22 protein-coding genes and 3 pseudogenes are annotated in these 18,600 nt (G+C 70.1%); 12 read left to right on the top strand and 13 right to left on the bottom strand.

All coding sequences use genetic code 11. The annotated features are described in order from the left end of the window. From HOQ08_RS01425 to HOQ08_RS01405, 5 genes are all read left to right on the top strand, one after another. Positions 1 to 502: HlyD family efflux transporter periplasmic adaptor subunit (locus tag HOQ08_RS01425; RefSeq protein ID WP_291190482.1), on the top strand; the 502-nt coding region annotated here is incomplete at its 5' end. A gap of 46 nt (positions 503 to 548) precedes the next feature. Further along, entirely contained in the window at positions 549 to 1,382 is an 834-nt protein-coding gene (locus tag HOQ08_RS01420) for an alpha/beta fold hydrolase (protein ID WP_291190479.1), read from the top strand. Positions 1,383 to 1,384: 2 nt separating this feature from the next. Continuing rightward, entirely contained in the window at positions 1,385 to 1,744 is a 360-nt protein-coding gene (locus HOQ08_RS01415) for an EamA family transporter (RefSeq protein ID WP_291190476.1), read from the top strand. Further along, positions 1,741 to 2,154: an EamA family transporter gene (locus HOQ08_RS01410; RefSeq protein WP_291190473.1), complete on the top strand. Its 414-nt coding sequence runs from the start codon at positions 1,741 to 1,743 to the stop codon at positions 2,152 to 2,154. Before HOQ08_RS01415 ends, HOQ08_RS01410 begins: the two co-directional genes overlap by 4 nt. Before the next feature lie 8 nt (positions 2,155 to 2,162). Beyond that, positions 2,163 to 3,371: a DegT/DnrJ/EryC1/StrS family aminotransferase gene (locus HOQ08_RS01405; RefSeq protein WP_291190470.1), complete on the top strand. Its 1,209-nt coding sequence runs from the start codon at positions 2,163 to 2,165 to the stop codon at positions 3,369 to 3,371. 11 nt (positions 3,372 to 3,382) lie between these two features. Here the strand turns inward: HOQ08_RS01405 and HOQ08_RS01400 are convergent, their stop codons facing one another. The 13 genes and pseudogenes from HOQ08_RS01400 to HOQ08_RS01340 all read right to left on the bottom strand — a co-directional run bounded on the left by HOQ08_RS01400 (position 3,383) and on the right by HOQ08_RS01340 (position 13,618). Next, a complete protein-coding gene (locus HOQ08_RS01400) occupies positions 3,383 to 4,255 on the bottom strand; it encodes an arginase family protein (RefSeq protein WP_291190467.1) in 873 nt (290 codons plus the stop codon). Further along, positions 4,252 to 5,307, bottom strand: a complete 1,056-nt coding sequence (locus HOQ08_RS01395) for a GNAT family N-acetyltransferase (RefSeq protein ID WP_291190464.1) — start codon at positions 5,305 to 5,307, stop codon at positions 4,252 to 4,254. Before HOQ08_RS01395 ends, HOQ08_RS01400 begins: the two co-directional genes overlap by 4 nt. Before the next feature lie 7 nt (positions 5,308 to 5,314). Next, on the bottom strand, positions 5,315 to 6,544 hold the full coding sequence (locus HOQ08_RS01390; protein ID WP_291190461.1) for a beta-ketoacyl-[acyl-carrier-protein] synthase family protein: 1,230 nt from the start codon (positions 6,542 to 6,544) through the stop codon (positions 5,315 to 5,317). Then, on the bottom strand, positions 6,541 to 6,825 hold the full coding sequence (locus HOQ08_RS01385; RefSeq protein ID WP_291190458.1) for a phosphopantetheine-binding protein: 285 nt from the start codon (positions 6,823 to 6,825) through the stop codon (positions 6,541 to 6,543). Before HOQ08_RS01385 ends, HOQ08_RS01390 begins: the two co-directional genes overlap by 4 nt. Before the next feature lie 47 nt (positions 6,826 to 6,872). Next, positions 6,873 to 8,276, bottom strand: a complete 1,404-nt coding sequence (locus tag HOQ08_RS01380; protein WP_291190455.1) for an aminotransferase class III-fold pyridoxal phosphate-dependent enzyme — start codon at positions 8,274 to 8,276, stop codon at positions 6,873 to 6,875. A gap of 13 nt (positions 8,277 to 8,289) precedes the next feature. Next, on the bottom strand, positions 8,290 to 8,997 hold the full coding sequence (locus tag HOQ08_RS01375) for an MtnX-like HAD-IB family phosphatase (protein ID WP_291190452.1): 708 nt from the start codon (positions 8,995 to 8,997) through the stop codon (positions 8,290 to 8,292). A 148-nt stretch (positions 8,998 to 9,145) separates the two neighbouring features. After that, on the bottom strand, positions 9,146 to 9,526 hold the full coding sequence (locus HOQ08_RS01370) for a response regulator (RefSeq protein WP_291190448.1): 381 nt from the start codon (positions 9,524 to 9,526) through the stop codon (positions 9,146 to 9,148). Further along, a pseudogene (locus HOQ08_RS01365) lies at positions 9,526 to 9,903 on the bottom strand (ATP-binding protein); the annotation flags it as partial. The gene HOQ08_RS01370 and the pseudogene HOQ08_RS01365, both read right to left, overlap by 1 nt. Positions 9,904 to 10,611: 708 nt before the next feature. Further along, a pseudogene (locus HOQ08_RS01360) lies at positions 10,612 to 10,908 on the bottom strand (CHASE sensor domain-containing protein); the annotation flags it as partial. 110 nt (positions 10,909 to 11,018) lie between these two features. Then, on the bottom strand, positions 11,019 to 11,645 hold the full coding sequence (locus HOQ08_RS01355) for a YfiR family protein (RefSeq protein ID WP_291190445.1): 627 nt from the start codon (positions 11,643 to 11,645) through the stop codon (positions 11,019 to 11,021). Between the two features lie 3 nt (positions 11,646 to 11,648). After that, the gene (locus tag HOQ08_RS01350) at positions 11,649 to 11,816 is read right to left on the bottom strand and encodes a hypothetical protein (RefSeq protein WP_291190442.1); all 168 of its coding nucleotides are present in this window, start codon (positions 11,814 to 11,816) and stop codon (positions 11,649 to 11,651) included. Between the two features lie 257 nt (positions 11,817 to 12,073). Continuing rightward, positions 12,074 to 12,514, bottom strand: a complete 441-nt coding sequence (locus HOQ08_RS01345; RefSeq protein WP_291190439.1) for a DNA-3-methyladenine glycosylase I — start codon at positions 12,512 to 12,514, stop codon at positions 12,074 to 12,076. 51 nt (positions 12,515 to 12,565) lie between these two features. Beyond that, complete coding sequence (locus HOQ08_RS01340; RefSeq protein WP_291190436.1) at positions 12,566 to 13,618, bottom strand: NAD(P)-dependent alcohol dehydrogenase; 1,053 nt, start codon at positions 13,616 to 13,618, stop codon at positions 12,566 to 12,568. 190 nt (positions 13,619 to 13,808) lie between these two features. Here HOQ08_RS01340 and HOQ08_RS01335 point away from each other — a divergent pair, with 190 nt between their 5' ends. The 7 genes and pseudogenes from HOQ08_RS01335 to HOQ08_RS01305 all read left to right on the top strand — a co-directional run. Continuing rightward, a complete protein-coding gene (locus tag HOQ08_RS01335) occupies positions 13,809 to 14,150 on the top strand; it encodes a metalloregulator ArsR/SmtB family transcription factor (protein ID WP_291190433.1) in 342 nt (113 codons plus the stop codon). Then, positions 14,147 to 14,635, top strand: coding sequence for an ArsI/CadI family heavy metal resistance metalloenzyme (locus HOQ08_RS01330; protein WP_291190430.1), 489 nt, complete (start codon positions 14,147 to 14,149; stop codon positions 14,633 to 14,635). The genes HOQ08_RS01335 and HOQ08_RS01330 overlap by 4 nt, the downstream gene beginning before the upstream one ends. Before the next feature lie 9 nt (positions 14,636 to 14,644). Next, entirely contained in the window at positions 14,645 to 15,034 is a 390-nt protein-coding gene (locus HOQ08_RS01325) for an arsenate reductase ArsC (protein ID WP_291190427.1), read from the top strand. A gap of 124 nt (positions 15,035 to 15,158) precedes the next feature. After that, positions 15,159 to 15,830, top strand: a complete 672-nt coding sequence (locus HOQ08_RS01320; protein ID WP_291190424.1) for an MIP/aquaporin family protein — start codon at positions 15,159 to 15,161, stop codon at positions 15,828 to 15,830. Positions 15,831 to 15,962: 132 nt separating this feature from the next. Beyond that, positions 15,963 to 16,544 carry a cysteine dioxygenase family protein gene (locus HOQ08_RS01315; RefSeq protein ID WP_291190421.1) on the top strand — a complete coding sequence of 194 codons (582 nt, stop codon included), beginning with the start codon at positions 15,963 to 15,965 and terminating at the stop codon, positions 16,542 to 16,544. Positions 16,545 to 16,630: 86 nt separating this feature from the next. Further along, positions 16,631 to 18,037: an FAD/NAD(P)-binding protein gene (locus HOQ08_RS01310; protein WP_291190417.1), complete on the top strand. Its 1,407-nt coding sequence runs from the start codon at positions 16,631 to 16,633 to the stop codon at positions 18,035 to 18,037. Positions 18,038 to 18,441: 404 nt separating this feature from the next. Further along, positions 18,442 to 18,600: pseudogene (locus HOQ08_RS01305) on the top strand (sulfate ABC transporter substrate-binding protein); the annotation flags it as partial.

Raw genomic sequence — 18,600 nt, 5'->3', positions numbered from 1 at the left:
GGCCGCCGAGCTGGGCGCCCAGCAGACCGCCATGCGCGCCGGCGTGACCATGGCCGAACAGAAGCTCGCCAGCGCCCGCTTCGAACTGGAGCAGCGCACGCTGCGCGCGCCGGTCGATGCGGACGTGATCCGGGTTGCCGCGCAACCCGGCGCCAGCGTGTCGCCGCAGGCCGGCGCCCTGTTCGTGTTGCTGCCGCGCGTCCCGCGCATCGTGCGGGCGGAGCTGAGCGAGGCCTACGTCAATGCGGTCCGGGTCGGCATGCCGGCGCTGGTCACCGCCGACGGCGCGCCCGATGCGGCGCCCTGGCATGCCCATGTGGTGCGCATCGGCAGCGTGGTCGGCCCCTCCCCGCTGGAGGACGATCCGCAGCAGCGCGCCAACAACCGCACCGTCGAGTGCGTGCTGGCCCTCGACGACGCGCCGACGGCGCGCGTGGGCCAACGCGTACTGGTGCGTCTGGGTGGTGCCGCAGCGTCGCAAGAACCCACGAAAGCCAGGTGAAACGAGCCCATGCGAGGCTTGGCGGCATCCATCGTGGGGTAGATTCGTGATTCGCCAGGCCGATTTCTTTCTCGAAGGCAACCGCAGCGGCGTGCTGCTGATCCACGGACTGACCGGCACGCCGCTGGAAATGCGGCTGCTCGGCAAGGGCCTCAACAGCGCCGGCTTCACCGTGCACGGCATGCAGCTGGCCGGCCATTGCGGCGATACCGACGACCTGCTGGCGACCGGCTGGCGCGACTGGTACGCCAGCGTGGAGCGCGCGGCCGACGCGATGCTCGCCAAGGTCGACCACCTGTTCGTCGGCGGCCTCTCGATGGGCGCGCTGTTGGCGCTCAAGCTCGCCGCCGACCGGCCGCAGCAGGTATCCGGCGTGGGCGTGTACGGCGCCACCTTCCGCTACGACGGCTGGAGCATCCCGTGGCTGGCGCGGCTGTCGTTCCTGCTGCCGCTGGCCAAGAAGCTGGGCCTGGGCCGTTCGCGCGTGTTCCTGGAACAGCATCCCTACGGGCTGCGCGACGAGCGCCTGCGCGCCCAGGTCAGCGCGGCGATGCACTCGGGCGACAGCACCATCGCCGGCCTGCTCGGCAACCCCTGGCACGCACTGGCCGACCTCTACCAGCTGGCCGCCCAGGTGCGCCGCCAGCTGCCGCAGGTGACCGCGCCCTGCCTGGTGGCGCACGCCAGCGAGGACGACGTGGCCAGCGTGCGCAACGCCGAACTGGTGATGCGCAACGTCAGCGCGCCGGCTGAGCTGCTGCTGCTCCGGGACAGCTACCACATGATCACCATCGACAAGGAACGACGCACGCTGATCGAGCACTCGGCGCGCTTCTTCGACACGATCGCGGCCGCCCAGCCGTTGCGCTCGGCCGCCTGAGCATGCCGCTGCTGACCATCGGGCTGTGGCTGGCCAACGTGCTGATCGATACCGGCGGCCAGCTCGCCTTCAAGGCCGCCGCCGGCGATCCCGACGCGGGCGACGGCCTGGCGCGCTGGCGGCACATGGCCAGCCGGCCCTGGCTGTGGATCGGCGTGGGCTGCTACGTCATCGAATTCCTGGTGTGGATCGCGTTCCTGTCGCTGGTGCCGCTGTCCGAGGGCGTGCTGCTGGGTTCGATCAACATCGTGGCGATCATGATCGCCGGGCGCTTCCTGTTCGGCGAGAAGCTCACCCGCCTGCGCGTGGCCGGCATCCTGCTGGTGAGCCTGGGCGTGGCGATCGTGGGAGCGGGCGGATGAGGCGCTTCTACGTCTTCGGCTTCCTGCTGCTGATGGCGTTCGACACGCTGGCGCAGCTCTCCTTCAAGCTCGCGGGCAACCATGCGCTGCCGGTGGCCGCGGACCTGGCCTGGCTGCTGCGCGTGTTCGGCGCGCCGTGGATCTACGGCGCGCTCGTCGGCTACCTGGGCGCGTTCTTCACCTGGATGAGCCTGCTCAAGCACGCACCGATCGGCCCGGCCTTCGCCGCCTCGCACTTGGAGGTGATCAGCGTGATGCTGCTGTCGGTGTGGCTGTTCCACGAACCGCTGACCGTGCCGCGCGTGCTCGGCGCCGTGGCGATCGTGGCCGGCATCGTCTGCCTGGGGCTGGCCGAATCGGACGAAGCGGAGCATGCCACCGCGAACGGGGCCGGCGCCGGTCCCGGGTGAGAGGCGCGATGCCACGCGCACGCCCGCACGAAGCCCCCCCCACGGCCGGCCTGCCGTTGCGCCTGGCCGAGCTGCTGCCCGGCCGCGCCGACCTGGCCGACCGCATCACCGCCCAGCTGGGCACGCCACCCCTGCAGCTGGAATGCTCCGGCACCGCCGCGCTGCTGCTCACCCTGCGCGTGCTCAAGGCGCGCGCGCCGCAGCGTCCGGTGGTGGTGGTGCCGGCCTATACCTGCCCGCTGGTGGCCATCGCCGTGCATCGCGCTGGGCTGCACCTGCGCCTGTGCGACCTCAGGCCTGGCCACTACGACATGGATCCGCAGGCGCTCACCGCGGCCTGCCGCGAGGACACCCTGGCCGTACTGCCGACGCACCTGGCCGGCCGCGTGGCCGACGTCGACACGGCCGTGGCGGCGGCGCGCCAGGCCGGCGCCTGGGTGATCGAGGATGCCGCGCAAGCGCTCGGCGCGCGGGACCGCGGCGCCAGCGTGGGCCTGCGTGGCGACGTCGGCTTCTTCAGCCTGGCCGCCGGCAAGGGGCTTTCGATCTACGAGGGTGGCCTGCTGCTCGCGCGCGATGCGCAACTGCGTGAAGCGCTGCAACGCGCCCACGCCGGGGTGCCGCGCAACTTCGGCTGGGAGCTGCGCCGCAGCCTTGAACTGCTCGGACTGGCCGCGTTGTACCGGCCGCGCGGCCTGGCTCTGGCCTACGGCCGTCCGCTGCGCGCGGCGCTGCGCCGCGGCGATCCGGTAGCGGCCGTGGGCGACGATTTCGCGCCGGCCATCCCGTTTCACCGGGTCGGTGCGTGGCGGCGTGCGGTCGGTGCGCATGCGGCTGCGCGCCTGCCTGCCTTCCTCGAAGCGCTCGCCGCACAGGCGCAGGCGCGCGTGCCACGACTGCAACGCATCGAAGGCGTGCATGTCTTTGCTGACCCACCCGGCGCACAGGGCACCTGGCCGTTCCTGCTGCTGCGCCTGCCGGATGCGCGCACGCGCGATGCCGCGCTCGACCGGCTGTGGACGGCCGGCCTGGGCGTCAGCCGCCTATTCATCCATGCCCTACCCGACTACGCGTACCTGGCCGATCGCGTGCCGCGCCAGGACACGCCCAACGCGCGCGACTTCGCCGCGCGAACTCTGACCATCAGCAACAGCCCCTGGCTGGAGGATGCAGGCTTCGAGACGATCTGCCGCACTCTGGAAGGCGTGCTGGCCTGAGTGGCCCTGCCCTACGCGGCGTGCGCGTCGATGGCGGCGAGCAGTTCGAGGTTCAGCGCGTGCTGCTGCGCCTGCCAGACGGACAGGTCGGCCGGGTCTACCGCGGGCTGCGCGTCGATCGCCGACAGCCGTCGCTTGAGCCAGCTGCGGTAGCGGTAGTGCGAGACCTCGCCGGTGATGTCGCTGCCGACCAGTCCGCCCTGCAGGCCGTCGATGAGGGCCAGCGCATGCTCCAGCCGCAGCCGGCCCTGGTCCCAGTTGGTGCGGGCCACTTCGGCGGCGAACACGTCCTTGTCGATCGACAGGTAGGTCGGCACCGGGCGCTGGCGCTGGGCGGCGCGGAACTCGGCCACCAGCGCCTGCGCATCGTCGAAGCGATGGAACGCATGCGCCAGGCCCAGCCGCCGCGCCCAGCCCACGTCCACGCCCAGGCACCAGTAGCTCAACTTGCCGCGGCGCAGCGGCGCGAGGTAGTTCTCCCACGCGTGCGCGCGACCGATGTCGCCGGAGGCGATGCCCACCACGTGCACGTGGCTGACCTGCGGCAGCATCGCCACGCGGCGCACCCACGAGCCGCAGTGGACGCCGAAGGCGTAGCGCATGTTGTCCGGATGGTTGTCCAGCACCACCACCTGGAACGGCACGCGTGCATCGATGCGCTCGATCAGCGGCCAGCTCAGGTGGTGGAAGTCGCCGCTGCCCAGCAGCACGGTGCCGTGGGCGCCGGGCAAGGTGTCGTCCAGCACGCGGCCGAAGCGCCGCAGCGTGGCGAGCCGACAGCCGAAGCGCAGCGCCTCCTGCCAGTGCTCCAGCGGCACCACCAGGCGGTCGGCCAGCGGCCCGACCGAGTGGTCGATGTCCAGCACCACCGGGCGATGGTTCATCCTGCCTCCATGCTCATCGCCTCGCCCTCGAACCAGTGCGAACAGCGGCGCAGCAGCGCCCTCAGCAAGGGGTTGCGCAGGTATACCGCATGGCGCGTCATGCTCAGCGTGGCGCCGAGGTAGCGCTTGATCGGCGCATCGGTCCAGCCGGCGACGTAGTGGCTCAGGCCCCGCTCGCGGGCGTGTTCCAGGTTGTGCATCCAGCTCACCGCGTACAGGTTGTGCTCGCGCGCCTGCGGATAGGCGAAGCCGACGTACTTGTCCACCAGCATGCCGGCGTACTCGTAGCAGAGGTTCCAGCCGATCAGCTGGCCGGCGCTGCGGTAGGTGAAGACCAGGCCACCGCTGCATGCGTCCTGCAGCACGGCGCGGAAAAAGGCCTTGTCGAGCAGGTCGAAATGGATCTCGCTCTGCGCGTGCACGTTCGCATACAGCGCGTAGAACTCGTCGACGAGCGCCGCGTCGGCGAAACAGGCCGCGCCGGTGGCGAGCGTTTCGACCGTGAGCCGTTCGCGCGCGCGCAGCTTGCGCCGGATGTCCTTGCGGCGCGCCGCCGACAGCCGCGCGAGGTAGCCGTCCAGCGATTCGAAGTCGATCCGCACCCACGCCAGCGGCATGCCTTCGAGCAGCACGAAGCCGCGCTCGGCCAGCGCCGCGGCGAACGCGCGCGCCTGCGCGTTGGCATCCACGTCGAGCAGCGGCGACTCCTGCGGCAGGTCCTTGACGATCAGCAGGGCGCACTCGCGGCCGTACGCGGCCAGCAGCTCGTCGGCCAGCGCGGCGGGCGCGGCATGCGAGGGCAGCGGCGTGTACTCGGTCACGGTGCAGCCGGCGAAGCGCGTGCGCCAGCGCAGCAGGCGGCCCCATCGGCGGTACAACGGCAGCGCGGCGATGCGCCGGCGCAGCGCATCGTCCATGGTGGTCAGCAGATCGAACCGCGCCTGGAACACCGGCATGCCCGAGGCCGAGCGCTGCGCCGTGAAGTCCTGCGGCGGGTGGGCGAGGAAATGCCCGACCAGCGATTCGGGCTCGAGCGCGGTCGAGAACGGCATGGCGGGATCAGGCCTGCTTCAGCGCCAGCACCGCGTTGAGGCCGCCGAAGGCGAACGAGTTGCTGAGCGCCGCGCGCACCGGCATCGCGCGCGGCGCGTTGGGCACGTAGTCCAGGTCGCACGCCGGATCGGGAGTATCCAGGTTCGCCGTCGGCGGCACCACGCCATCGCGCAGCGCGCCGATCACCGCGACCAGCTCGAGCGCGCTGGCCGCGCCCAGGGCGTGGCCGTGCATGGACTTGGTGGAGGACACCGCCAGGCGGTCGGCATGGGCGCCGAACACCTGCCGGATCGCGCGCGTCTCGGCCGGATCGTTGGCCGGGGTGCCGGTGCCGTGGGCGTTGATGTAGTCGACGTCCTCCGGCCTCAGTCCCGCATCTGCCAGCGCCAATGCCATGGCCGCACCGCCGCCGGCCGGGTCGGGCGCGACGATGTCGCCCGCGTCGGCGCTCATGCCGAAGCCCGCCAGCTCGGCCAGCACGGTCGCGCCGCGGGCGCGGGCGCGCTCCATCGACTCGAACACGAAGATGCCTGCGCCCTCGCCCAGCACCACGCCGCGGCGGTTGGCGCTGAACGGGCGGCAGGTGTCGTCGGCCAGCACGCGCATGGCCTCCCAGGCGCGCAGCACGCCGTAGGACAGGCAAGCCTCGGCGCCACCGGCCACCGCCACGTCGGCCACGCCGGCGCGGATCATCATCGCGGCCTGGGCGATGGCATGGTTGGACGAGGCGCAGGCGCTGGAGACGGCGAACACCGGCCCGCGCAGGCCGTGCGCCATGCTGATCTGGCTGGCCGGCGCATTGGCCATCACCCGCGCGATGGTGAGCGGATGCAGCCGCTGCGCGTTCTCGGCGTACAGGCGCCGGCTGGATTCGTCCTGGGTGGTCTCGCCGCCGACGCCGGTGCCGATCACCACCGCGGTGCGGCTGCCCAGCCCCTCGGCGGCGAAGTCCAGGCCCGACTGGGCGATGGCCTCGTTCGCGGCGCACAGCGCGAACTGCGTGGTGCGGTCGAGCATCGGCAGCACGCGCTCGTCGAAGAGCGCCGCAGGGTCGAAGCTCTCGGGCACCTGCGCCGCGATGCGCACGCGCAGGCGCGAGGACTCCGCGTGGCGCAGCGGCTCGATGCCGCTGCGGCCCTCGCGCAGGCCCTGCCACAACGGCGCCGCCCCTACGCCAAAGGCGCTGACCGCGCCCATGCCGGTGATCGCGAAGCGGCGCGCGTTCGCTACGCTCACGCAGTCGCCTCCGAACCGCCCGACTTCGCCTGCAGCGCGGCACGGACCGCGTCGATCAGGTTCTGCACGGTATCGGTGTCGAAATTGGCGTGCTCGTCGGGGAACGTGATGTCGAAATCCTCTTCGATATCGAAGATGAGTTCGATGGCCTCGAGCGAGGCGATCCCCAGGTCCTTGAGCGTCGCCTCCGGCCGCAGCACTGCCGGATCGATCTTGGCCTGCTTGGCGACGATGGCGAACAGGCGCTCGCGGATGGCTTCGTCGGATTGCGGAGCGTTCATGGTGGGGTCCTCCCCGGCGGGTGCACGGATGGTTTGAGGGGGCGCGCTCAGCTTTTCTTTGCGCGGGTCAGCAGCTGGTCCAGCAGCGCGATGGCCAGGTCGATTTCCTCGTGCGTGATGTCCAGCGAGGGCGCCAGCGTGATCACGTTCTTGTACCAACCGCCGACGTCGAGCACCAGGCCGATCGGCTTGCCGTTGTGCTTGAGGTCGCCGGCCAGGCCGATGTCGACCATCTTGTCCAGCAGCGCCTTGTTCGGGGTGAAGCCGTCGTCGGTGCAGATCTCCGCACGCAGCGCCAGGCCCAGGCCGTCGACGTCGCCGATTTCCTTGTGCCGCTTCTGCAGGTCGCGCAGGCCATCGAGGAAGTGCGCGCCCTTGGCCGGCACGGTGGCGGCGTAGTCGAGCTCGTAGCCCATCCGGATGACTTCGAGGCCGAGCGAGGTGCCCAGCGGGTTGGAGTTGAAGGTCGAGTGGGTGGAGCCCGGCGGGAACACGGTCGGGTTGATCAGCTCCTCGCGCGCCCACAGGCCCGACAGCGGGTTGAGCCCGTTGGTCAGCGCCTTGCCGAACACCAGCACGTCCGGCGTCACGCCGAAGTGCTCGATCGACCACAGCTTGCCGGTGCGCCAGAAGCCCATCTGGATCTCGTCGACCACCATGAGGATGCCGTACTGGTCCAGCACCTTCTTCAGGTCGCGGAAGAAGTTCTTCGGCGGGATCACGTAGCCGCCGGTGCCCTGGATCGGTTCGACGTAGAACGCGGCGTATTCGGCCTGGTTGACCTTCGGGTCCCACACGCCGTTGTATTCGGTCTCGAACAGCCGCGCGAACTGGCGCACGCAGGCGTCGGAGTACTCGTCGGCCGTCATGCCCTTGGGCCGGCGGAACGGATACGGGAACGGGATGAACATCGCGCGCTCGCCGAAGTGGCCGAAGCGGCGGCGGTAGCGGTAGCTGGAGGTGATCGAGGAGGCGCCCAGCGTGCGGCCGTGGTAGCCGCCCTCGAAGGCGAACATCAGGCTCTTGCCGTTGCTGGCGTTGCGAACGATCTTGAGCGAATCCTCGATCGCCTGCGCACCACCCACGTTGAAGTGCACGCGGCCCTTCAGGCCGAACTTGCCTTCCACGTCCAGCGCGATGGTCTTGGCCAGTTCGATGCGGGTCTGGTGCAGGTACTGGCTGGCCACCTGCGGCAGCAGGTCGATCTGGCGCTTGAGCGCGTCGTTGAGGCGCGGGTTGCCGTAGCCGAAGTTGACCGCCGAATACCACATCTGCAGGTCCAGGAACGGCACGTCCGCGCTGTCGTACATCCAGCTGCCTTCGCAGCGGCGGAAGATCTTGGGCGGGTCGACGTAGTGGACGGTGTCGCCGAAGGAGCTGTACCTGGCCTCGTCGGCGAGCAGCTGCGCGTCGTCGATCACCACGGCGGTGTTTTTGTCGAATGCGTTCATGGGAATTCCGGAATCAGGCGGGGGTGCCCAGCGTGGCGGGCGATTCGGGGTAGCCGACCAGGCTGCCCTCGAGCAGCGCCGGCAGCAGTTCCAGCGCGTCCTCGAAGCCGGTGATCGGCACGTAGGGAATGCCTGCGGCACGGCAGTGCTCGATCAGGCGATGCTTGGCGAATACGAAGTCGACGCGGTCGGCCACGCAGAAATCCGAGGCGCCGTCGCCGATCAGCAGGATCTTGCCCGCGCCGTCGGCACGGGCCTGGCTTGCGCAGGCGCATTTGCAGGTGCCGCTGCCGCATCCGGCCACCTGGAACGGCGAGCTCAGCTGCCAGCGCTGCGGCGGGACGCCCGGCGCGAGATGGTTGGCGCGGATCGGCAGGTCGGCCAGGCCATGGCGGCCAAGGATGCGGTCGATCGCATAGTCCAGGCCGTCGCTGACCACCCGGATCGGCACGTTCAATTCGCGCGCCCGGGCCACGAAGCCGGGAAAGGCGTGGTCGATCCACACCTCGGCGAGATGGCTGTCCAGCTCTTCGCGGCTCATGTCGAGCAGCGCCACCTGCCCGCTCATGCACACGCGCGAGCCGATGCGGCCGGCGCGCCAGTCGCGCTCCAGCTGCTCCCAGCCCGGGCGGCCGAAGCGGTCCAGCAGGGAGTCGATCACGTCCTCGACGGAGATGGTGCCGTCGAAGTCGCACAGGATGGTCCAGCCAGTCGGGTTCATCGGGTCTCGGCGTCGGTCTAGCAGACCCGAGACGGTAGCGATGCGATCTTTCTCGCTCCTTTCCGGGGCCTCGCGGGGGGAGCGCCGAGGCCCGGGCTCCGCACGCGCCTGCCGGCGGGCTAGCGGCACCCCTGGCGGGCCGCCCGCTCTAGCTGTCCAGCGCAGCGGCGATGGTGCCCGGCAGGGTTTCCAGCGAGAACGGCTTCTGCAGCACGCGGTACACCACCGAGCGCAGCGCCGGCGGCAGCGGCGAGGGCGCGTAGCCTGTCATCAGGATCACCTTCAGCCCCGGGCGCAACGCGGCACCGGCTTCGGCGACATGATAGCCGTCGATGTCGGGCAACTTGATGTCGCTCAGCAACAGGTCGATCTTGAGGTCCGACTGCAGCGCCTGCAGCCCGGCGCTGCCGTCGCTGGCTTCGAGCACGCTGTAGCCCGCGTCCTTCAGGCCTTCCATGACCAGTTCACGCAGGAATGCCTCGTCCTCGACGAGCAGCACGCGGGGGGTGGGGGTTTCGGCTGCGGACATCAGGTTTCCTTGCAGGTGGGTTCGGCGTTCACGCGCGGCAGCAGGATGTGGATGGTGGTGCCGCGCCCCAGTTCGCTCTCGATGGTGGCTTCGCCGTGGGACTGCAGGACGTAGCCGAGGATGGTGCTCAGGCCCAGGCCGGTGCCCTTGCCGACCGGCTTGGTGGTGAAGAACGGATCGAAGGCCTTGCTGCGGACTTCCTCGGTCATGCCTACGCCGTTGTCGATCACCTGCAGGTGCACGTAGTCGCCTTCGCCCAGTCCACCCATCGGATGGGCGGCATCGACGCGGACGTCGTCGGTGCGCACGGTGATCCGCCCGCCGGTGGGCATGGCGTCGCGCGCGTTGATGACCAGGTTGAGGATCGCGTTCTCCAGTTGGCTGGAGTCGCACGCCACCAGCCAGTGCGAATCGAGCCTGTAGCCCAACGTCGCGCGGGAGCCCACCGAATGGTCCAGCAGCGGTTGGATGCCGTGGATCAGCTGGTCCAGGTTGAGCACCTGCATCGACAGGGACTGGCCGCGCGCAAAGGTCAGCAGGCGCTGGGTCAGGCTGGCGGCCCGCTCGATGCCGCCCTGCGCCATCTCCAGGTAGCGTCGGTTCTGGCGATGCCATTCCTCGCGCTGTTCCAGCAGTTCGATGTCCTGCGCCGGCACCGGCATGCCGGGCCGGCCCTGGCTGGCGTCGATACGCTCGCGCGCATCCCGGACGCTGCGCTCGATCAGCGGATCGCCCAGCTGCAGCTTCCGGTGCAACAGCGACAGGCTGCTCTTGATGATCATCAGCAGGTTGTTGAAGTCGTGTGCGACGCCGCCGGAAAGCTGGCCGACCGCCTCCATCTTCTGGCTTTGCCGCAGCGCCTCCTCGGTGCGCGCGCGCTGGTCCATCGCGGCGCTGAGGCGCTCGTTGGCGTCGGCCAGCTCCCACGCACGCTGGCGCAGCTCGACGTTGGCGCGGGTCAGCACGCGCTGCGCCAGCGCCAGCGCGGAGACCATCAGCATGGCCATGATCGTCAACAGGGTCACGCCGCTGTAGCGGGCGAGCTGGATGATCAGCGGCGCATCCGCGGCACGCAGGTAGACGCTGCCGACGGTGGTCGCGCCCTGGCGCGCCGGCACCGCCACCAGCAGGTGGTCCCGCGGCAGGTGTCCACCGTTGGCCAGGCTGTCGGCGATCGGCTCGCTGCCCGCGCGCTGGAAGCTCGCCACCTCACGATGCGCGTCGTTGTAAACCGCGGCGGCGTCCAGGCGCGGATCGAGCATCAGCGCGTTGACGTATTCCTGTGCCGTGGCCCGATCGTTGAAGGCGATCGCGGCGGTCACGCTGGCGGCCAGGATCCTGGCCTGTACGGTCAGCTGGCGGTGACGCTCGGATTGCCTCATGTGGTACTGGTAGCCGGCGGCAAGCGCACCGGCGAGCAGCAACAGCGCAGCGGCGACCAGCGTCAGCACCGGACGGAACGCAAACGGCTGGCCATTGCCGCCATGCTCCTTCATGGCCGGTCCGTGACCGCCAGCGCGAGGTTGAGCAGTTTCGAACTGATGGTGATGTGGTTGCGCGCGGCGGCCACGGTATCGATCTGAAAGCGCACGCGCCCGCGGTCGACCACGAACTGCACGATGCCACCCGAATACGGCGTGGCCGAATCGACCACCGTCAGCACCGGCTTGCCGGCCACCGCAGCGAGCGCCTGGCTGGCGCGCTTCCGCGACAGGCGGCCGAGGAACAGGATCTGGCAGTCCGTGGCGGGCGCAAGCGCGACGAGCTGCACCTGGAACGGATGCGTGCCCAGGCTGCGCCCGGCCACCGCGTCCTTCAGGAAATCGCCGAACGGATCCTCACCCGCCACGCAGACGCGAAAGGGCGCATCCGGTGAAGCGAATTCCGTCGGCGGCCAGTCGATGAAAAGCGCGAGCTTGTAGAGATACGACGCCTTGACCGCGTATTCGGGCGAGGCGGCCGACGCCACGCGCGGCTGCGGCTGCGCCGCGGCCCCGCAGGTGGCACAGGCCAGCGCCAGCGCGAACAGGCAGGCGAACCTTCTCGGCGCGCTGGGGCGTGCGGTGCCGGACGGTTTGCCTTCCATCGGCATCGGCAGCTCCCCGGCGGCCTGGCGCATGCGTCAGAACTCCAGGCGGGGGCCGTACGACACGCTGCGTGCGATGCGTTCGCCGCCGGGATACACCTGTTCGTGGTGCCGGGGAGGCACCCTGACCGCAGCATCGGGCGACGGCACCGGCAAGGCCAACGCGATGACGCCTTGCCGGCGCAAGCGCGTTACCGCACTCACGCGGCCGTTTCTTCGCAAGGGGGATTCGGCAGGCTCATGGCTTCCATCCTTCCAGGATCGTTGCGTCGGGCAGCGGCGTGCTGGAAATGTGGAGCCGTTCACAGCACGCTCCGCCCGTCTTTATGGCTTCCTCGGGCGCTGGAAAGCAGCGCGGCGATTGTAACGGCTTTGCGTGCAGATCGCGTCTCCGGCACACGCACCCGCGTGCCCTTCGGTTGCTGCCGTCACCAGCAAGTTGCACGCGGCCCGCGCGTCGGTCAGCCGCGCCCGGTTCCTTCGAAGGCACGCACGAACCACCGGATCGATGGCGCGCCGATGTAGTGCGCCCAGGTATCGACATCCTGCACCACGGCATCCTCGTCGCCGAAGGAACGCAGGTAGGCCGACACGCTCCCGAACCGCGTGCCGCGCATGCGGAGGTCGCGCGCATTGCGCAGCGTGGCCAGGATCTTCTTGCGGTTGCGGATCATGCCTGGCGCGTGCATGAGTTCCTCCAGCCTTTCGTCCGGCCAGCCGGCCACGACGGCCAGGTCGAAGTCCGCAAAGGCTTGACGGATGCATGGCCAGCGCGCGCGGACCACGGCGGGCCGGAAGCGCGCCTGGAACACCGCAGCGGCCAGCAGCTCGAACACCTCGTCATCGCTCGCCGCCGGACGCCCGCCCAGCGGACTCCAACCCTCGACGACCCGGGCCGTCATGCGCCGGGCGAACCCTTCCCCCGCGCCACGGGGGAAGGGGCGACGCAGGGCTTATCTGCCCAGCGAGGCATTGTCGATGACGAAGCGGTACTTCACGTCGCTGCGCTGCATGCGGTCGTAGGCCTCGTCGATCTTCTGCATCGGAATCATCTCGATGTCGGCGACGATGCCGTGCTCGGCGCAGAAATCGAGCATCTCCTGCGTCTCGGCGATGCCGCCGATCAGCGACCCGGCGATCGAGCGGCGGCCGAAGATCAGCTGCGCCACGTTGGGGCTCGGATGCGCGTGCTCGGGCACGCCGACCAGGCACAACGTGCCGTCGCGCTTGAGCAACCTAGTATAGGCATCGAGGTCGTGGCTGGAGGCCACGGTGTTGAGGATGAAGTCGAAGCTGCCGGCATGTTTGGCCATGTCGTCCGGGTTCTTCGAGATCACCACCTCATCAGCGCCCAGCTGCATGGCGTCCTGGCGCTTGCTCTCGGAGGTGGTGAAGGCGACCGTGTGCGCGCCCATCGCATGGGCGAGCTTGATGCCCATGTGGCCCAGCCCGCCGATGCCGACGATGCCCACCTTCTTGCCGGGGCCGGCACCCCAGTGGCGCAGCGGCGAGTAGGTCGTGATACCGGCGCACAGCAGCGGCGCCACGGCGGCGAGCTGCTCTTCCGGGTGGTGGATCTTCAGCACGAAGCGGTCGTTGACCACGATGCGCTGCGAATAGCCGCCCAGCGTGTGGCCGGGCGCATCCCCGGTCTTGCCGTTGTAGGTGCCGACGAAGCCGTTCTCGCAGAACTGTTCCAGCCCCTCGCCGCAGGAGGCGCAATGCTGGCAGCTGCCGACCAGGCAGCCGACGCCCACGGTGTCGCCGACCTTGAAGCCACTCACCTCGTTGCCGACCGCGCTGACGTGGCCGACGATCTCGTGGCCGGGCACGCAGGGGTAGAGCGTGCCGGCCCATTCGGAACGCACCGTGTGCAGGTCCGAATGGCAGACGCCGCAATAGGCGATGTCGATCTGCACGTCGTGCGGGCCCGGCTGGCGGCGCTGGATGTCCAGCGGTTCGAGCGGCTTGTCGCTGGCGAGTGCGCCGTAAGCCTTGGTGGTCATGGTCGGGTTCCTGTGCAGTGGGGATGCGTGGCAACGGGACGACGGTAGCAAGCGACCCTGGTTCTTTCCAACCGTGGCGTGGCATGGGCCGGCCGACCGGAACGATCTACTCGTCTTCGTCTCCGTGGCGCGTGAGCACAGCTCCACCCGCTCATTGACGGCACGATCTTGTTTCCATTATTTTGGAATAATGGAAATGAAAAACGCCCTCGCCGCCTTGCGCGCCCTCGGCCACGAGTCCCGCCTGGCCGCCTTCCGCCGCCTCGTGGAAGCCGGGCCGGAAGGCCTGTCCGTCGGCGACCTGCGCGAACACCTGGCCCTGCCGCCGGCCACGCTCACGGCGCATCTCAACGTGCTGCGCGCCGCCGGACTGGTGCGCGACCAGCGCGAGGGACGGGTGATCCGCGTGCGCGCGGACTACGCGCAGATGGATGCGCTGGTCGCCTACCTCACCGAGAACTGCTGCGCCGGATCCGCATCCTGCGCGCCGGCATCCACCTGCCAGCCACGCCCCAAGGGAACCCAGCGATGAACCGATTCCACGTGCACCTCAACGTCGCCGACCTGGCGACCAGCATCCGCTTCTACACCGCGTTGTTCGGCGCCGAGCCGACCGTGCGCAAGGATGACTACGCCAAGTGGATGGTGGAGGACCCGCGCGTCAACTTCGCCATCTCCACCACCGGCCGTGCGCCGGGCATCGACCACCTGGGCATCCAGGCCGAGAGCGGCGCAGCGTTGGCCGCGCTCGGGCAACGGCTGGATGCAGCGGGAGGCTCGATCATGCCCGAGCAAGCGGCCGTCTGCTGCTACGCGCGGTCGGACAAGCTGTGGACGGAGGACCCGCAGGGCACGCGCTGGGAAACCTTCCACACGCTGGGCGAGGCGACCACTTACTACGCCGGCGAGGCGCCCTGCGCGACCGACGGCGCCAGCTGCAGCCCGGACCTAAGCCGGGTCAAGCCGAAGGTGGACAAGGGCGCGGCCTGCTGCGCGCCGCAGTCCGGCTGCTGCTGAGTGCGGGGCATGGCCAAGCGCGTGCTTTTCGTCTGCGTGGAGAACTCCAACCGCAGCCAGATGGCCGAGGCCTTCGCGCGCATCCACGGCGGCGACGCGGTCGAGGCGTACAGCGCAGGCTCGACACCGTCGGGCCGCATCAACCCGCGCGCGATCGGATTCATGGCGGAACTGGGCTACGACCTCTCCGGCCACGCGTCCAAGTCGCTGGACGAAATCCAGGGCAGCTTCGATGCGGTCGTCACCATGGGCTGCGGCGACCGCTGCCCATGGGTGCCGGCGCGCCGCCGCGAAGACTGGAACCTGCCCGACCCCAAGCACCTGGACGACGCCGGCTACCGCGCGGTGCGCGACGAAATTTCCGCACGCGTCAAGGCGCTGCTCGCCTCGCTCGGATGAGCAACCCGTCCGCGGCTTCCATCCCACGAACACGGCAGTCCGTGTTGCGCTCCCGCGCCAACCGGACCGACTTCCGCGCCCGCGCGGGCGAAAAACAATCACCCATGGGGAAACCGCTCTGAACATGTTGTCGCGCAAGCTGCTGGCCGAGTTCGTCGGCACGGCCCTGCTGCTCGCCGCCGTGGTGGGCTCGGGCATCATGGGCACCCTGCTTTCGGCCGGGAACACGGGCATCGCGCTGCTGGCCAACGCAGCGGCGACCGCCGGCGCGCTGTACGTGCTGATCGTCGTGTTCGGTCCCACCTCCGGCGCCCATTTCAATCCGGCAGTGACGCTGGTGGCATGGTTGCGCCGCGAGCTGCACGCCCGCGAGGCGCTGGCGTATGTGTTGGTGCAGGTGCCTGCGGCGATCGGCGGCGTGCTGCTGGCGCACGCGATGTTCGGCCTGCCGCTGCTGCAACCGGGAACGCACGCGCGCACCGGCGCGGCGCAATGGCTGAGCGAGAGCGTGGCGGTGTTCGGCCTGTCGCTGACGATCCTGCTGGGCAACCGGAACCGGCCGTCGGCGGTGCCGGCGCTGGTGGCCAGCTACATTTTCGCGGCGTACTGGTTCACCGCGAGCACTTCCTTTGCCAACCCTGCGGTAACGCTGGCGCGCTCGCTGACGCAGACCTTCGCGGGCATCCGCCCGGCCGACGTCAGCGGTTTCGTGATCGCGCAACTGCTGGGCGCGCTGGCCGCGATGCCGGTCGCGGCACTGCTCGAAGCGCGGGCGCCCACTGCCGGCCAATCCTGAGGACGAGCGCCCGCAGTCGTTCGGAAAAAGCAAAGATTTCGCTCGGCCGGCTACGACGAATGCCTAGCGGGTGCTTAACCAACCCTGTGTTGCAGTCGCGCCCAACATCCCCGGCATGCTCCGAGGTGGGCCATGAACGAAGCGCTTGGCAGCAGGACCGCCGCATGGGCGGATTGCGTGGTGGGATTCGTGGCCGGGAGCCTCGCCTTGCGCATGGACCTGCCGGCGCTGGCACGCGCACTGGCCAGCGCCGCCTGGCGTGAGGACTGCCCGCGCGCGGCGGACCTGGCCGCAAGCGGAGACAGGCAGGCCTTTCGGCGCATCCGGCTGCGCACGCATGACTCATTGCCCTACTCGGCATTGCTGATCGCCTGGCCGCCGGGCTACGTCTCCCCGGTCCACGACCACGACGGCCTGTGGGGCATCGACGTGGTGCTCGACGGCGTGCTGGAGGTGGAAGCCTATGCCCTGCCGCGCGATGGCATGCCGCAATCCTCGCCCGCCGGGTCGCGCATCCTCGGCATCGGCGACGTGCTGACTTTCCCGGGCGACGGCTACGCCCACCGCTGCCGCAACCTCTCGGCGCGGCAGCCCGCGCTATCGCTGCATGTCTACGGCGGCACGCTGGAGCGCTACCGCTCGTTCCACGAGGACGCCCGCGGCGACTGGCGCTGCACGTTCAACCGGGCCACGGCCGAGCACGCACTGCCCTAGCCGGCCCTTTCCGAAAATCCTCCTGCCTGCGACCCGCCGCGATGGGCCGCACGGCGGCCTGATCGCTTCCTGCAAGGAGTGGGACCATGACCGACGTGATCGTTATCGGCGGCGGCGCCGCCGGCGCGGCGGTGTTCGGCGAGCTGCTGCGCCAACACGGGCCCGGCACGGTGCACTGGGTGGTGGGACACGCGGCGCCGGGGCGCGGCGTGGCCTACTCCACCCGCGACGAGCGCCACCTGCTCAACGTGCGCGCCTCGGGCATGGGCCTGTTCCATGAGCACGGCGACGATTTCGTGCGGCATGCCGCCGCGAGCCTGGGCCGGGCCGGCGAGGGCGATTTCCTTGCGCGCAGCGTGTTCGGCGATTTCGTGCAGGCGCAGGTGCAGGCGCGGCTGGACGAGGCGCGGCGCGCAGGCCGGCGTTACCTCGTCCATGCCGAAGGCGCGCGCGCGCTCTATCCGCAGGCGGACGGCGGCTACGCGGTGGAACTGGATTCGGGCTGGCGCGTGCAGGTGCGCCAGGCCGCCCTGGCCATCGGCACGCTGCCGCAGCGCGCGTTGCGCGCGGTGTCGGCGCAGGCGCTGGCGAGCGGCGCCTACGAGCTGGACCCGTGGAAGCTTTCCATGCGCCTGGGCGAGCCGCGCCGCGTGCTGGTGATCGGCACCGGCCTGACTGCGGTGGACATGCTGCTGTCGGCCGCGCGTCGCTGGCCGGGGGCGCAGCTGGTGGCGGTCTCCCGCCACGGCCGCCTGCCGTTCGCACACACGCCGCTGCCCTCGTTCCGCCATCTGCGCCAGGACGCGCTCAACCAGGCCCTGCTTGCCTGCGATGGCGTGCGGCCGATGCTGCGCCGGCTGCGCGAAGCTGCGACCGGGGCCCCGGGCACGGACTGGCGCAGCCTGGTCGACGGCATGCGGCCGATCACCGCGCGGCTGTGGCAGCGGTTGTCGCATGCGCAGCGGCGCCAATTCCTGCGCCACGTACGCTGGCTGTGGGAGGCCTGCCGCCACCGCATGGCTCCCGCGACCGCCCTGGCGATCGAGCAGTTGCGCGAGGAAGGCCGGCTGCAGGTCCATCCCGCACGCGTGCTGTCGGTGGATGGCTCCGGCCCGCTGGCGGTCAGCGTGCGCGACCGCGGTGCCCAGCGCATTCGCACGATCGAGTCGGACCTCGTGGTGCAGGCGACCGGGCTGGATACCTCGGTCGCCTTCTCCACCCATGGCCTGCTCGCGCAGCTGCTGCGCGATGGCCTGGCCGTGCCCGACCCGTTGGAATTGGGCGTGCAGGCGGATGGAGAGGGCCAGTTGCTCGATGCGTCCGGCTTGCCGCAGCACGGGCTCTACGCGATAGGCTCGCTGCTGCGCGGCACGCAGTGGGAATGCACGGCCATGCCGGAAATCCGCACCGCGGCGCATCGACTGGCCGGCCTGATGGTCCAGCGCAGCCGCCGCCCTCAACTGGTGCGTTCGGCCGCGCCGCGGCACGTCTAGACATCCGCGCATGCCACGCGCCCGACTGCGAAGCGCATTCGAAAATGCACCGTGGGCAACGACGAATGCCTAGCGGACGCTTAACGGAAGCTGTGTTCGACTCGATCCCGAGTACGCCGCTTTCCCGAGGTGGACCATGCACGACGCACTCATCGCAGTTGCATTCCGGTCGCAGGCGCGCCGTGCCGCGCCACGGCGCGGCCGCCGCCTGTTCCACCGGGAGGCGTATGACGACTGGGAAGGCGCCTGTCGCAGCAGCATGCCGCGGGGCTGATCCGGGCGCCCCGCGCCCCCTGGGGACCCACACCATCCGATGACACCGGCTGCGGCCCCTGGACGCAGGCGCGGGTGTCCGCGCCTTCCATCGATTCCGGCCACTGCGGCCAACGACTTCCGGAGACGCCATGAGAAAGTCGACTGTCTTGTGCGCCGCCTTCGCCATGCTGGCCGCCGCCACGGCCGCGGCGCGAACCGTGACCCTGCTCAACGCCTCCTACGATCCCACGCGCGAGCTCTACCGCGACGCCAACGCCGCCTTCGCCGCGCAATGGAAGGCGCAGCAT

Source organism: Frateuria sp. (assembly GCF_013362045.1).
Classification (GTDB): domain Bacteria; phylum Pseudomonadota; class Gammaproteobacteria; order Xanthomonadales; family Rhodanobacteraceae; genus Frateuria_A.
The sequence above is the reverse complement of the archived record's forward strand: the minus strand, read 5'-3'. Positions and strand labels throughout refer to the sequence as shown.